The 14866-nt window shown below is 62.9% G+C and carries 9 protein-coding genes; 6 read left to right on the top strand and 3 right to left on the bottom strand.

What is annotated here, in order from left to right:
• Positions 1-13 precede the first annotated feature (13 nt).
• The 6 genes from AB1555_09215 (at position 14) to AB1555_09190 (ending at position 8688) form a co-directional block, all read left to right on the top strand.
• Positions 14-1684, top strand: coding sequence for a ShlB/FhaC/HecB family hemolysin secretion/activation protein (locus tag AB1555_09215; GenBank protein MEW6246875.1), 1671 nt, complete (start codon positions 14-16; stop codon positions 1682-1684).
• Between the two features lie 114 nt (positions 1685-1798).
• Positions 1799-4099 carry a CHAT domain-containing protein gene (locus AB1555_09210; GenBank protein ID MEW6246874.1) on the top strand — a complete coding sequence of 767 codons (2301 nt, stop codon included), beginning with the start codon at positions 1799-1801 and terminating at the stop codon, positions 4097-4099.
• 12 nt (positions 4100-4111) lie between these two features.
• Complete coding sequence (locus AB1555_09205) at positions 4112-6082, top strand: adenylate/guanylate cyclase domain-containing protein (protein ID MEW6246873.1); 1971 nt, start codon at positions 4112-4114, stop codon at positions 6080-6082.
• A gap of 2 nt (positions 6083-6084) precedes the next feature.
• Positions 6085-6855, top strand: coding sequence for a DUF928 domain-containing protein (locus AB1555_09200; protein MEW6246872.1), 771 nt, complete (start codon positions 6085-6087; stop codon positions 6853-6855).
• A 49-nt stretch (positions 6856-6904) separates the two neighbouring features.
• Positions 6905-7309 (top strand): response regulator, encoded by a 405-nt coding sequence (locus AB1555_09195; GenBank protein ID MEW6246871.1) that lies wholly within the window; start codon positions 6905-6907, stop codon positions 7307-7309.
• A 56-nt stretch (positions 7310-7365) separates the two neighbouring features.
• Positions 7366-8688 carry a HAMP domain-containing sensor histidine kinase gene (locus AB1555_09190; protein MEW6246870.1) on the top strand — a complete coding sequence of 441 codons (1323 nt, stop codon included), beginning with the start codon at positions 7366-7368 and terminating at the stop codon, positions 8686-8688.
• Between the two features lie 111 nt (positions 8689-8799).
• Here the strand turns inward: AB1555_09190 and AB1555_09185 are convergent, their stop codons facing one another.
• From AB1555_09185 to AB1555_09175, 3 genes are all read right to left on the bottom strand, one after another.
• Complete coding sequence (locus AB1555_09185) at positions 8800-9876, bottom strand: cytochrome c peroxidase (GenBank protein MEW6246869.1); 1077 nt, start codon at positions 9874-9876, stop codon at positions 8800-8802.
• 291 nt (positions 9877-10167) lie between these two features.
• Entirely contained in the window at positions 10168-13674 is a 3507-nt protein-coding gene (locus AB1555_09180) for an efflux RND transporter permease subunit (GenBank protein ID MEW6246868.1), read from the bottom strand.
• Positions 13675-13717: 43 nt separating this feature from the next.
• Positions 13718-14740: an efflux RND transporter periplasmic adaptor subunit gene (locus tag AB1555_09175; GenBank protein ID MEW6246867.1), complete on the bottom strand. Its 1023-nt coding sequence runs from the start codon at positions 14738-14740 to the stop codon at positions 13718-13720.
• Positions 14741-14866 lie beyond the last annotated feature (126 nt).

The raw sequence follows: 14866 nt of genomic DNA, 5'->3' as shown, positions 1-14866 counted from the left end.
GGCTTTCCTCGTTATGACTTTTTCATTGGTCGGCAGTCCGCGGTCAGCCCTCGCCCAAATCGGCATTCCCCTTCCTCCGCCTCCGCCCAAGCTGCCGGAGAAACTTCCGCCCCCGCCGCCACCTCCGCCGCTCTTACCGCCGGTGCCGCCGGTGCCGCCGAAGCGCGAGCCTTCTCCGCCGTTGCGCGTGTTCATTCACGAGATTCAACTGGTCGGCAATACGATTTTCTCCGATGAACAACTTGAAGAAGTCACGCAGAAGTACAAGGGCCGGGAGCTGACCGCGGAGGATATGGAAGCCTTACGCCTCGAATTGACCATGTACTACGTGAACCGCGGGTACGTGACCTCCGGTGCGATCATTCCGGATCAAGCGATCACGTTCAACGTGCTGAAGATCCAGATCATCGAAGGTACGTTGAGCCGGATCGACGTGGAAGGCAACGACTGGCTGTGGTCCGGCTATGTGCGCAACCGTGTGCTCCTGGGGGTGACGATTCCTGTCAGCGTCGGGCCGTTGCAGGACCGCCTCCAACTGCTCCAGCGGGACCCACATATCGAGCGCTTGAACGCCGAGTTGCGGCCCGGGGTGAAGCTGGGCGAGAGCGTGCTGAGCGTGGCCGTGAAGGAAGCGCCGCTCTTTCACAGCCGGTTGGAGTTCAACAACTACCAGTCTCCGACCGTCGGCGCCGAGCAAGGGCTGGCGACGCTCGAAGACACCAACCTGACCGGATTGGGCGATGACCTGAGCCTTCAATACGGGCGATCGCGCGGCGTCGATCCGATCCTGAACTTTCGCTATGCCTTGCCGCTCAATGCCTACGACACCACATTCATCGCGCAATACCGCCGGTTCGACTTCGCGGTGAAGGAGCAGCCGTTTAAAGCCTTGGACATTGTGAATAAGGCCGAGATTTTCGGCCTCACGGTCCGGCACCCGGTGTACCGGACCCTGGATCAGGAACTCGCGCTGTCGCTCATCGGCGAACATGAAAAGAACAAGAGCTTCCTGCTCGGCGAACCCTTCGAGTTTGTCGCAGGGGCGACGAACGGGGTCTTCAAGGTATCGGCTCTGCGCTTCGCTCAGGAATATATCTACCGCACAGGCGAGCAAGTGTTCTCCGCCTTCTCGCGGTTCTCGCTCGGGATCGGCGTGCTCGACGCGACAGGGGCAAGCCGCAACCCGGAATCGGCGACCGGCCGGTTCTTCTCGTGGCTGGGCGAGGCCCAGTACGTCCGGCAGCTTCAGCCGCTGCGCACGCAACTGCTCGCGCGGACCACGCTGCAACTGGCCAACGAGCATCTCTTTCCACTGGAACAGATCGCGGTTGGGGGACGCTATAGCGTCCGAGGCTATCGAGAATACACCTTCGTGCGGGACAACGCGTTTATCGCGAATCTGGAATTCCGCGTGTCGATCTACACGACCGCGGACGGTTTGGACATCGTACAGATCGCGCCGTTCGCTGACGTCGGGCGAGCGTGGAATACGTCAGCCCGGACGGGAGAGCGGGACACGCTCGCCAGCGTAGGGGTCGGGTTGATCATCAATACGCTGCCGACCCGTTACTTCAACACGCACTTTGATGTCTACTGGGGGCAGCAATTGAACCATCTCCGGGGAGGAGAGGGGAATCTGCAGGATCATGGTGTGCATATCCAGTTCGTCGTGCAACCGTTCTAGTGTCGAGTTTCCCCCTCACCCTAGTCCTCTCCCCCTCGTAGGGGGAGAGGGGAGGGTGAGGAGGAAGCCTGCAAATTCGGTACATCGAGTTGAAACAGCATGAGGAGCGCTTCCATGGTGCACAAGCGCAGACCACTCACCATCTTTGGCTGCTGGCTTTTGATCAGTTTGAGCGCGGGTGGCCTGACCGCCGAACCGATGACGGCTGCGCAACAGCAAGAGGCTGGCTGGCAAGCCTACCGGCGCGGGGCGTTTAATGAAGCGATCGTGAGTTGGCAGGAAGCGGCTGCCGTCTATGAACGGGAAAGCAGCGGTCCGGCCAGGAGCGATGTGCTGGTGCTGATCGCCGAGGCGTATGAAGCGCTGGGGCGCCACCCCAAGGCGGCTGAGCAATTAAACGAGGCCCTGCGCCTCGCCGCCCAGATAGGAGACGCACGACGGCAAGCGCGTATTCTGAACAGCCGCGGCGCGCTTGCGCTTGCAGTGGGCGACGAGGCCGAGGCCGAGCGGTCACTGGCAGAAGCCCTTCGCCTGGCCAAAGAGCTGAATCATCCCGGCCTCCTGGCACTGATCCAGAACAATGTCGGCAACTTGTCGTACGCCCGCAGCCAGTACGCGGAGGCCGTGAAGGCCTACGAGGAGTCGGTGGCCTTTGCGACAACCGCTGGCAACCATTCCCTGACGTCTCGGTCCCGCATCAATCTTGCCCAGTCCTTAAGCCACCTCGACCGACACGGAGAGGCCAAGGGCGAACTCGATCGAGCGTTCGCCGATCTCCGAACACTCCAATCCTCGCACGACCAGGCCTTTGCCTTGATCACGATCGGGTTGACGTATGATCGGTTGCGGGCTCATCTCCCGGACGCCGCTGCCGAACTCATGACCTCGGCCTTTCAGGCCTTTCAGGCGGCGGCCGAGTCGGCCGAATCCATCGGTGACCACCGAAGCGCGTCCTACGCCTGGGGATACCTGGCCAGACTCTATGAATCCGAGCGACGCGATCAAGACGCGTTGGAGTTGACGCGCCGGGCCATCCTCTCCGCTCAACAGGCGGTCGCACCAGAGGCGTTGTACCGCTGGCACTGGCAGGCCGGCCGTCTCTTCACTCGGCTCGACCTGCCGGTCGAGGCGCTCGCGGCGTACCGGCGCGCGGTCTTTGCCTTGCAATCCGTTCGCGCGGAGTTACTCACCGCCTCCGGCCCCTCGTCGGCCTCATTCCGGGACTCCGCCGGCGCGGTCTACTATGAATTAGCGGACCTCCTGCTTCAGCAAGCCGCCCGAATTTCAGACCGTGCCCGGACCGAGCCCTATCTGAAGGAAGCGCGCGATGTCGTCGAGCTATTAAAGGCCGATGAACTGCGGAATTACTTCGGCGACGAGTGTGTCGATGCGGCGCGCTCCCGCATCACCAGCCTCGAGGCAGTCGCGACCACGGCCGCCATCGTCTATCCCGTCATCCTCCCGGACCGCCTGGAACTCCTCGTGAGCCTGCCCGACGGCCTCCACCGGGTGGCCGTGCCGGTCGGCGCCGAACCGCTCACTCGGGAGATCCGCGCCTTCCGTCACTTCCTGGAGAAGCGAACGACCAATGAGTATCTCCCCCACGCACAACAGGTCTACGATTGGGTGATCCGCCCGCTGTTGCCCCTCCTGGAAGGCCGGTCCATCACGACTCTGGTGTTTGTTCCTGACGGGCCGTTGCGAACGATTCCGATGGCCGCGTTGCATGACGGCACGACATTTCTCATCAGTCGGTATGCCGTGGCCACCACACCGGGGCTCACGCTGACCGATCCCCGCCCGCTGAAACGCCAGGCCATCCAGGCGCTGTCGGCCGGCCTGAGCGAGGCCGTTCAGGGCTTTGCTCCCCTGCCCAATGTGGCCGAGGAGGTACAGACGGTCAATCGGCTCTTTGGCGGCAACATGCTGTTGAATCGGGATTTCCTGGTGCCACGCGTTGAACGCGAGCTCAGGGAGAAACCGTTTGCCGTCGTCCACATCGCGTCTCACGGGCAGTTCGAGAACGATGTGCGCAAGAGTTTTGTGTTGGCTTACGACGACAAGCTGACGATGGATCGACTGGACCGGTTCGTCGGCCTGATGCGGTTCCGCGAGGAACCGCTGGCGCTGCTGACGCTCAGCGCGTGTGAAACCGCCGCGGGGGACGACCGAGCGGCCTTGGGGCTGGCGGGCGTGGCGATCAAGGCCGGAGCGCGGAGTGCGCTGGCCACCCTCTGGTCGATCAACGATGAATCGTCGACGATGCTCGTCACGGAGTTTTACCGTGAGCTGCGCGATCCCAGCTTGTCGAAGGCCGCGGCCTTGCAGCGCGCCCAACTGAACATGCTCGGCCACCCGATGTACCGGCACCCCGCGTACTGGGCACCGTTTCTCTTGCTCAATAATTGGTTGTGACTGAGGACGCTGATGTGGGACAGGATGCTCCGGACGCTTGGCTCACCGGCGGCCGTGGGTCTTCTGGTCGGGACGGTCGTCACCATGGCGGTGGTGGGTATCCGGGTCGCGGGATATCTGGAGCTGTGGGAGCTAAAGGTTTACGATTGGCTTCTAAGGACGCAGCCTCCCACGAGCCCCACGGAGCCTCGAATTGTTTTGATCGGGGTCACGGAACGCGACGTTCAGAGGTTGGGTCGATGGCCGTTCACCGACGGTCTGTTGGCACAGGTGCTCGAAGCGCTCCTGGCGCACCAACCCCGCGCCATCGGCGTCGACTTCTATCGAAATTTTCCCGTTCCGCCAGGACATCAGGCCTTGGAATCACTGCTGAATAGCCACCCGAACGTCATCATGGTCATGAAATTCGGCGGCGACACCTTGGCAAACGTTCCTCCGCCGCCGATTCTTAATGACACGGATCAAGTGGGATTTAACGATCTGTTGATCGATGAGGACGGCGTGGTCCGGCGGGGCCTGCTGTTTCTGGATGATGGGCAGCACACGGTCTATTCGTTTGCCTTGCGCTTGGCGCTCAAGTATCTCGAGCCTGAAGGTGTGTTCCCCCAGCCCGATCGCCTCCATCCTGAGCACCTGCGCTTGGGACAGTCGTCGCTGAGGCCCCTTGAGCCGAACGACGGGGGATATGTCGGGGTGGACGCGCGGGGCTATCAGTTTTTGCTGGATTTCGACGGGGAGCCGCCGTCCCTGCAGACCTACTCCGTCAGCGACCTGTTGGCCGGCCGGATCACTTCAGAAGCCTTGAAAGATAAGATCGTCATCCTCGGAGCGACCGCCGAAAGCGTGCCGGATCTGTTCCACACGCCGTATCGATCGGGACTCGGCGCGGATCAGCGCGGCATGTACGGCGTGGTCGTGCACGCCCATCTCGTGAGCCAACTGCTGCGCGCGGCCCTCGCGGGCGCTGAGCCGCGCAAGAGTCCGGGGGAGACGCACGAAGTTGTGTGGACATTCATGTGGGGCTTGCTGGGAGGCGTCACGGGCACCGTCAGCCGCTCGACCTGGCGATTTGCGGTCTTTGTGGTGGGCGGCCTGGGACTCCTGCTCGTGATCGTCTGGAGCGCCTTCTGGGGCGGGTGGTGGATCCCGTCTCTTCCACCGGCATTGGCCTACGTCGCTTCGACCGCGGTCCTGACGGCTGCGATCGTCGGCCGGGAAAAACTCGAGCGCGCGCAATTGATGCAGCTCTTCTCCCGCCACGTCTCACCCGAGGTGGCGGAGCAAATCTGGCAGCAGCGCGAACTCTTCTGGGACGGAGGGCGTCCCCGACCTCAGAAGCTGACCGTCACGGTTCTCTTCTCCGATCTCGAGGGGTTTACGCCCGCCGCCGAGCAGATGGACCCCCAGCGTCTCATGAGTTGGATGAACACCTATATCGAAACCATGGCTCATCTGGTGATGCAGCATGGCGGGGTAGTGGACGACTACTTCGGCGACGCCATCAAGGCCAACTTCGGGGTGCCGCTCGCGCGGACGATGGAGGAGGACATCGCCCATGACGCACGAAACGCCGTTCGCTGCGCGCTCGCCATGGAAGCCGAACTGCGGCGCCTGAACCAGCTTTGGCACGCGCAGCACCTGCCGACGGCGAGGATGCGAATCGGGATTTTTACCGGGCAGGCGGTGGCCGGCAGCCTCGGCAGCGCCGAGCGTCTGAAGTACACGACCATCGGCGACACCGTGAACATCGCCGCTCGACTTGAAAGTTTTCAGAAAGACGCGTGGGAATCCGGCTCCGACCAAAGCTCGTGCCGGATTTTGATCGGAGATTCAACCGTCCGATACTTGGATCCGGCGCTTGTCATACGGCCTCTTGGCGAGATGAGCCTCAGGGGGAAAACGTTCAAGGTGACCGTGTACCAACTGATCGGCAGAGCTGACCACGTCGCATCTCATGCGCACAGGGTCACGCTGGGAGGGTAGCCATGATGACCTCCATACCGCGCAACGTACCGCCGCTCGCCGTCGCCCTCGCGATACTCCTGCTTCCTGTAGAAGCAGGGGCGGACCAACAACCTGGACCGTCCTCTTCGACCGGCCAGCAGAAGAGTCCGGCCACCCCGGTCGCTGCGCCGGTGTACAAGCCGCCGGTGCGCGGCGCGCCGGGCGGCAGGGTGGGGGGAGGAACGAGGAGCCTTCGGCTGAGCGGCATGGACCAAACGTTTACCTTGTCGGTGCTCGCCCCGAATCACACGGGACTCACTGCCCAGGAACAGCCGGTTTTGTATTGGTATCTCTCGAAGCCGATCACGACAGCGGTTGTCTTCAATCTGAGCGACGACGGCGCCAACCCGGTTGCGGAGCAGGTGTTAAACCCGCCCTTCCAAGCTGGCATTCAGCGGCTGCGGCTGGCCGATTTCGGTGTCCGCCTGGAAGCGGGCAAGCAATACCGGTGGTTTGTAGCCGTGGTGCCCGACCCGAAGCGGCGCTCAAAAGACATCCTGGCCGGGGCCACGATTGAACGCACCGAGCTAGCCGAAGCGGCTGCCGGCGGTCTGGCTCAGAGCACCCGTGTAGAAGCTTCAAAGCTCTACGCGGAAGAAGGGTATTGGTACGATGCGCTTTCGGCGGTGTCCGAGGAAATCGACGCGAATCCCGACAACGGGGCCTTTCGTTCATACCGGGCTGCGCTTCTCAGACAGATCGGCTTGAACGAGGTTGCCGAACAAGACGAGAACCTCGCCGGGGGGAAGTAGCCGGTTGTTCCAGATGTCACCCACCCAAACTAACCAGGAGGAGGCGATCATGCCAGAAGGAAGAATATTAGTCGTCGATGACGAGGCCGATGTCCGAAAGTCGGTTCACTTGGCGCTCAAAAAAGCCGGTTACGATGTCGTCGAAGCCGAAGATGGTGAACAAGCCATTAAGCGCATCCGGTCCGGCGATAATCCGCTCATGGTCGACGCGATCATCTGCGATATCTATATGCCGAAAATCAACGGAATGGAGGCTATCGCCTTCTTCCGTTCCCAATTCCCTTCGGTTCCCATCGTGGTGCTGACCGGGAAACCCGATCTGAGCGGCGCGACATCGTTATTGAAACAGGGAGTTGCCGATTATTTGGTCAAGCCCGTCGAGCCGGACAAACTCGTCGCGGTGGTCGGCAAGCTGGCCAAACAGCACGTGTACAAAGACCCGTTCAAAACCTGATCGACCGACCTTGCGGTCCTTCGGCTTCCCGTGTTCCCAAACGTCGAGGGGTGACCATGTCTCGCGATCCTGAGCAAGCGGCGGAAGCCGGCGCCCTTCCGAGTCGGCGGCGAACGATCCGGCGCGAAGAAGACCGTCGCTTGATCAGGCGCGACCGCGAACTGGAAGCTGCACGCCGCGTCACGGAGGCTCTCTTTGAGCACCTCACCACGGAAACGCTCGTGGCGAACGCGCTCCAGACCGCGCTGGATGTCGTAGGCGCCGAGAGCGGTTCCATTCTCCTCGCCGACGCTGAGTCCAGGCAACTCGTCTTTCGTCACTCGATCGGCAAAAGTCCGGTGCAGGTCGGCACAACGATTCCTTGGGACCTGGGTATCGCCGGCGAAGTGTTTCATTCAGGGGTACCGATGGTGATCCACGACGCCCAGGCCGACCCCCGGCATTTCCCTGGAATCGACAAGCTGACCGGACATGAGACCCACGACATGATTACGGTCCCGCTGAAGCGATGGGAGGGGGAACCGATCGGGGTTCTTCAGGTTCTGAACAAACGCGAGGGGCGCCTTGACGAGGATGATGTGGCGCTTCTGACGATCGTCTCCGCCATCGCTGCCACGTCCATCGAGCAGGCGCGTCTCTACCAGGACGCCAAGCTTGCCGAAGTCGCGCGCATCCTGGGGAATATCGGCCACGACATCAAGAATCTGTTGATGCCGGTCGTGTGCGGGACCGGGCTGCTGGAAGGTGAGATCAAGGAACTCTTGGAGAGCTCGAGCAACATTCAAGCCGCAAGGGCCAAAGCCAGCTTCGAACTCTGCAGAGAAGTGATCGGGATGGTGCGAAGCTCGACGCGCCGAATTCATGATCGAGTCCGGGAGATCGCCGATTGCATCAAGGGACTGAGCGCGCCGCCTGAGTTCGCTCCTTGTCAGGTGGCCGCGGTCGTGGAGTCCGTCTTTAAAACCCTGCACTGGTTGGCACAAGAACAGGGCGTCACTTTACAGGTGAAGGAGCTCGATCACCTCCCCCCCATCGTGGCTGATGAGCGTCGTCTGTTTAATGCCTTCTACAACTTGGTCAACAATGCCATCCCGGAAGTCCAACCCGGCGGGTCCGTGACCATCAGTGGGCGGACTGAAGACGATGGGAAGCACATCCTGATCTCCGTCGCTGATACGGGCCGCGGCATTCCACCTGACGTGTTGCGCACTCTTTTTACGCCCCGAACCATCAGTCGCAAAGCAGGCGGCACCGGGCTCGGCACCAAGATCGTCAAAGACGTTGTCGACGCGCATGGCGGAGAGGTGACCGTGGATAGCCAAGTCGGCGTTGGGACCACGTTCCATCTCCGTCTTCCTCTCCAGCCGCCCGGCGCGTAAAGGCCTCTGAGCCGCTCCCATAATTCACGGCAAACTCTCGCTGCGGCGCTGCATCGTGCAAGCGGGAAGCAGACTCCGCCGCCTCCGTCTCTCGGCCCTCGTTGCTCTCTTCTACTTGGGCAGCTTGGGCATCTCGAATTTGATCGGCTCGCCGGCCAAGGCCTTGAGAAACGCCAGGAGGTCGGCCTTCTCTTCGGCCGTGAGTCCGAGCGGCTTGATGAGCGGGCTCAGGTTGGGATTCGGCCCCCCGCCCTTGTCGAGGAAGTCGATCACTTCTTCCAACGTTTTGAACGCGCCGTCGTGCATGTACGGCGCGGTCTCCGTGATGCTCCGCAGCGTCGGGGTTTTGAATGCCCCTTTGTCTTTCTCCAACCGCGTGACGTAGTAGCGGCCCAGGTCTTCTTTCATCGGCCCGACCTGCGGGACGCCGAGGTTGTGGAACTTGTTGTCGGTGAAGTTGGGGCCGTTGTGGCACAGGATGCAGCGGGCCTTGCCTTTGAAGAGCGCCATCCCCCGCACCGCCGCCTCGTCCATCGCCGCCTTGTCGCCCAGCATATACTTGTCGAACGCGGAGTTGGTCGAGAGGATCGTCCGTTCGTAGGCCGCGATCGCCTCGGCGATCCCCTGCAGGTTCACCTCGGTTCCGAAGACCGCGCGGAACTGTTGCTGGTAGCCCTTGATCTTGCCCAGCTTCTTCACCACGTTCTCATGGGTCTCCGCCATCTCGACCGGATTCTGGATCGGTCCGATCGCCTGCTCCTCCAACGACCGGGCGCGGCCGTCCCAGAACTGCAGATGGTTGAACGCCGTGTTGTACACGGTCGGAGCCTGGCGCCCGCCCACCTTGCCGTCCACGCCGATGGAGGTCTGGCGTGGGTCGGCGAAGCCGGAGCCGGGCGTATGGCAGAACGCGCAGGAGACCGAATTGTTCTTGGACAGCCGGCCGTCGAAGTAGAGCTGCTTGCCCAGCTCGATTTTCGCCTTGTAATTGAGATTGGTCGGCGGCATCGGCACGGCGGTCGGCAGCGGACCGATGTCCAGGACGGTGATGCCGTCGATCGTCACGGTCCCCGGCATGCCCTCGACGGCCGGCGACGCTTGCGCGGGCCGTTCGCCGGTGAAAAAGACCGGGCTTGCAACCCCGATCAGGACACACGCAGTGATGACTATGATCGCCGTTCGCGCCATACACGTTCCTCCTTCAAAAATAGCCGTCAGCCGGCAGCTCTCAGCCAGCAGCTTCACCCCCTCCCTTCCCTCCCCCATCAAGGGGGAGGAGGTACATTTTTTATTCCCTCTCCCGTGGTGGGAGAGGGTTAGGGTGAGGGGGCGTTTTTCATGTGTTCGGGTCTGTCGCAGGCTCATGTGGTTGCGTAGTTACCAACCCTCGGCGAACACCTACAAGCTACTCGCTGCCAGCTATTCGCTGCGTTCGCCGCAGAATACCATACGTCGGAGCCCGTATGCCCGTTGCTCCCCTCACGGCCTCGCCGCTGGTTCAAGCATCCGGCCGGCATGCTCCGGTTCTCGATCCTTGTCGCGGGCCTCCGGCGGAGGAGGGACAGGCCGGGAACGCTCGCCGATCAACGTGTAGTAGAGCACCGGGATGACCACCAGGGTGAGCAGGGTCGAGGCGCCGACCCCGAAGAGCAGCGAGACGGCCAACCCTTGGAAGATCGGATCGAGAATGATGACGAAGGCCCCGACCATCAGCGCCGCCGCAGTCAGCAGAATCGGCCTGGTGCGGATCGCGCCGGCCCGGATCACCGCTTCCTCGCTCGGGACGCCCTGCGCCTGCTCGATTCGAATGAAGTCAACGAGCAGGATCGAGTTCCGCACGATGATGCCGGCCAGCGCGATGAAGCCGATCATCGACGTCGCGGTAAAGTAGGAGCCGGTCAGCCAGTGGCCGGGGAGAATTCCGATGAGCGTCAGCGGGATCGGCGCCATGATGATGAGCGGCGTGAGGAACGACTGGAACTCGCCGACGATCAACAGATAGATCAGCAACATCGCGACGGCGAAGGCGATCCCCATGTCGCGGAACGTTTCATAGGTGATGTGCCACTCCCCGTCCCACTTCAGCGCGAACCGGCGCTCCGACCAGGGCTGCGACGCGTAGTGTTGCTCGAGGTGATAGCCCTCCGGCAGGCGATAGGCGTCGAGTTGCTTTCCCACCCCCAGCACGCCATAGACCGGGCTTTCCGCCCGTTCGGCGCCAGGCCCGCCCACATCCGCCGTCACATAGACAACGGGTTTCTGGTTCTTGTGGTAGATCGTCTTCTCCTGCACCGTCTGCTCCAGCTTAAGCAACTCGGACAGTTGGACGATCCCGCCCGAGGCGGTCTTCATCCCGATCTCGCCGAAGTGTTCCAGCCCGGTCCGCTCCGCCTGCGGCAGGCGCAGGACGATCGGCACCGGCTCCTTCTCGTTGGGGATGTGCACCAGGCCGACCGTGGCGCCTTCCAGCGCCATGCGCAGCGTGTTGATGATGTCGTCCGACGGCACGCCGGCCAGCGCCGCCTTGGCCCGATCCACGGTGAAGCGATACTTGACCTGGTCCGCTTCGATGGAATCGTCCACGTCCACGACGCCCGGCGTACTCTCGAACAGGCGCCGCACGTCGCGCGCGATCGCGATCTGTCGCTCGTAGTCGGGGCCGTAAATCTCCGCCACCAACACCGATTGCACCGGCGGGCCGGGCGGCACTTCCACGACCTTCACGTTGGCGCCGTGTTCTCTTGCGATCCGCTGCACCTCCGGCCTCAGGCGCTGGGCAATCTGGTGGCTTTGGGCCTTGCGCTCGCCTTTCGCCACGAGGTTGATCTGGACGTCGGCATGGTGCGGCTGATCTCTGAGAAAGTAATGCCGCACGAGTCCGTTGAAGTTGAAGGGGGACGCGGTGCCGACGTAGGCCTGATAATCGCGCACCTCGGGCACAGTCGCCACGTAGCGGGTGAGGGCCTGGGTCACCCGCGCGGTTTCTTCCAGCGTCGTCCCCTCCGGCATGTCGATCACGATCTGCAGCTCGCTCTTGTTGTCGAACGGCAGCATCTTCACTGCCACGGCCCGCGTGGAGAAAAGCGCGAGCGAGGCCAGGAGCAGGAGCGCCACACCAGCCAGGAAGGCGTAGGCGATGACCGGGTGTGAGAGCAATGGGTTCAGGAGCCGCTGGTAGAGCCGGTACGTCCAGCCGCGGGCCTCCCTCTCTTGCTCTTGAGCGGAGCCCTCTCCCATTCCCCTCTCCCTTGCCCTCTCCCCATTGGGGAGAGGGGAGGGTGAGGGGCGGTAGCATTTCTGGCAGAACCAGGGGATGACCACGAAGGCGATGAGCAGCGAGAAGAACATCGCGATGGAGGCGTTGACTGGGATGGGCCGCATGTACGGTCCCATCAGGCCGGAGACGAAGGCCATCGGCAGCAGGGCCGCGATGACGGTGAACGTGGCGAGAATGGTCGGGTTGCCGACCTCGTCCACGGCGTAGATCGACGCCTCGCGATGCGGAAGCACGCGGAGGCTGAGGTGTCGATACGTGTTCTCGACGACCACGATCGCGTCATCCACCAGGATGCCGATCGAAAAGATGAGTGCGAACAGCGTGACCCGATTGATCGTGTATCCGATCAGCATCGAGGTGAAGAGGGTCAGAGCCAGCGTCAACGGAATCGCGATCGAGACGACCAGCGCCGGACGGGGACCGAGAGCCAATCCCAAAAAGACCACCACGGCCGCCACGGCGATCAGCAAATGCCAGAGCAGCTCATTGGCCTTTTCATCCGCCGTCTCGCCGTAATCGCGCGTGACCGTCACCAGGACATCCGCGGGCAGCACCGTTCCCTTGAGCTCCTCGACCTTCCGGACGACCTCCCGGGCCACCGTGACCGCGTTGGTGCGGGCCTGCTTGGCGATCGCGACGGTGACGGCGGGTGTTTCTCCCCTCACCCCAGCCCTCTCCCCGCCAGCGGGGAGAGGGGAGGGTGAGGGGCCAACGCCAAACCACACATAGCTCGTCGTCTCGCCGGGGCCGTCGGCGACGTCCGCGACCTGGCGGAGATAAATCAGCCGAGCCGCGCCTTCGGCGAGATCGCGGCCGGAGCGCGTGTCCGGGCGAAACACTCCGACGACGAGCGATTCCAAATCCTCCCGCGAGCCGATGAAGCGGCCGGTCTCCACGACGTAGTCCCGGTTCTCGCTCTGAAAGCGGCCGGCCGGCAACGACAGGTTTTCGCCTCGAATCACGGACGCGATGTGCAACGGGGTGACGCCGTACGCCTTCAGGCGGCTGGGATCGAGTTGCACGCGCAGTTCACGCCGGCCGCCCCCGACGATGAAGCCGCCCGAGGTATTCGGGACCTTTTTGACTTCCTCCAGGACGGACTGAGCCAGCCGGCGCAGGTGGAATTCCGAATAGCGCGAGCTGGAGAGCGTGATCGTCACGATCGGCACGTCGTTGATGTCGCGGGGCTTCACCTGGAACGGTCCCGCGCCGGACGGCAGGAGGTCCTGGTTGGACATCAGCTTGTCGTACAGGTCCACCAGACTCTGCTCCATCGGCTCGCCGACATAGAAGCGGACGATCAGGAGCGCGCCGCCGGGTCTGGAAAGCGAATAGAGGTACTCGACGCCTTTGATCTCCGAAATCTTGCGCTCGATGGGTTTGGTCAGTTGCTCTTCGACCACTTTGGCCGAGGCGCCGGGGAACGGAAGGAAGACATCGACCATGGGAACCACGATCTGCGGCTCTTCCTCGCGCGGGGTGAGGAGCACCGCAAAGAGACCGAGCAGCAGGACACCGACGACGATCAGCGGCGTGAGCTTGCTGCTGATGAAGAGCGCCGCGATGCGGCCTGAAAGGCCGTAATGGGTGATGCGTGACGCGTGATGCGGGGCACCCATTTCGTTCTTCACAGCAATGGATCCCGGTGACGCGTGATGCGTGATGGGTGCTTGCTCGTTCATGACGGTCCGCTCTTCTTCTCCGGCCACGTCCCGCATCCCGCGTCACGCATTACGCATCACGTCTCACCCATTACGGCTTCGTAGGGGAGGCGACCGATTCGGTGGGCTCGACGCGCGCGCCGTCCACCCCCAGGCTCGCATCGGCCAGAATCCGTTCGCCCGCATCGAGTCCGGACAGCACTTCGATGTTGGCCCCGAACGTGCGCCCGACTTTCACCCAGCGGAGATGAGCGACCTGGTCGTCCCCGATCACGTACACGCCGGTCAACTGGCCTCGTTCGATCAGGGCCGGCTCAGGCACCGCCAGCGTCTGACTTGCGCCCTTGTCCAGACGCATGCGGCCGAACATGCCGCTCTTGAGGCCCGGCGCCGGGGGCAGATCGACTTTCACTACAAAAGTGTGAGTGGCGGGATCGCCCGCGGGGAGGACTTGCGCGACCGTGCCGGTCAAGGGCCGATCGCCCAGGGCGTCGACGACGACTCCCACCTTGTCGCCCACCGCCACGGCTTTCACGTCCCTTTCGGACACCGTCGCTTCCAGGCGCAGGCGCCGGGGGTCTTCGAGCTTCAGCACCGGCCGGCCCGGCGCGGCCAACTCGCCGACCTCGATGTGTTTCTCCGTGACGACGCCGTCGAAGGGAGCTTTGATGACGGTATCGCTGAGGTGCGCTTCCGCCGCCCGCCGGCTGGCCTCGGCGACCTTATAGGCGCGGGTCGCGTTCTCGAGCTCCTGCTTGGCGACCGATTCCTGCTGATACAGCCGCTGCATACGGGCGAGATGCGCCCGCGCGTTGTCGTACTCCGCTTCCGCGCGCGCCAAGTTGGCGCGCAGGTCGCGGCTGTCCAGCACGATCAGCGTCTGGCCCTTCCTCACCGTTTCGCCCTCGCGCACGCGCAGTTCCTGCACGGTGCCTTGAACCTTGGCGGAGAGCGTGGCTTGCGACGCGGCGGCGATCTGTCCCGTCACCTCCACCACGACGGGAAACCGGGCGGCTCGCACCTCCGTGACCGCTGCCTTGATCGCCGCCGGCGCGCCCTGTGTCGCAGGCAGGCCGGCCTCGTCGCGCGAGCCGCAGGCGGTAATCAGGAACATGACGAGGCCGACAGAAATGCGTTCGAGGTTCGAAGTTCGAGGTTCGAAAGAGAAGCTATTCCGGAGTCTGAGCGTTCCCAACAGGCGAACCTCGAACTTCGAACTGTTCTCCCGCATACTCTTCAC

The sequence above is a fragment of the Nitrospirota bacterium genome (assembly GCA_040755395.1).
Lineage (GTDB): Bacteria > Nitrospirota > Nitrospiria > Nitrospirales > Nitrospiraceae > DATLZU01.
The sequence above is the reverse complement of the archived record's forward strand: the minus strand, read 5'-3'. Positions and strand labels throughout refer to the sequence as shown.

Excerpts from the sequence above, each read along its gene's own strand:
- AB1555_09215 (MEW6246875.1), top strand. The coding sequence starts at position 14 with ATGACTTTTTCATTGGTCGGCAGTCCGCGGTCAGCCCTCGCCCAAATC.
- AB1555_09210 (MEW6246874.1), top strand. The coding sequence starts at position 1,799 with ATGGTGCACAAGCGCAGACCACTCACCATCTTTGGCTGCTGGCTTTTG.
- AB1555_09205 (MEW6246873.1), top strand. The coding sequence starts at position 4,112 with ATGTGGGACAGGATGCTCCGGACGCTTGGCTCACCGGCGGCCGTGGGT.
- AB1555_09200 (MEW6246872.1), top strand. The coding sequence starts at position 6,085 with ATGATGACCTCCATACCGCGCAACGTACCGCCGCTCGCCGTCGCCCTC.
- AB1555_09195 (MEW6246871.1), top strand. The coding sequence starts at position 6,905 with ATGCCAGAAGGAAGAATATTAGTCGTCGATGACGAGGCCGATGTCCGA.
- AB1555_09190 (MEW6246870.1), top strand. The coding sequence starts at position 7,366 with ATGTCTCGCGATCCTGAGCAAGCGGCGGAAGCCGGCGCCCTTCCGAGT.
- AB1555_09185 (MEW6246869.1), bottom strand. The coding sequence starts at position 9,876 with ATGGCGCGAACGGCGATCATAGTCATCACTGCGTGTGTCCTGATCGGG.
- AB1555_09175 (MEW6246867.1), bottom strand. The coding sequence starts at position 14,740 with ATGTTCCTGATTACCGCCTGCGGCTCGCGCGACGAGGCCGGCCTGCCT.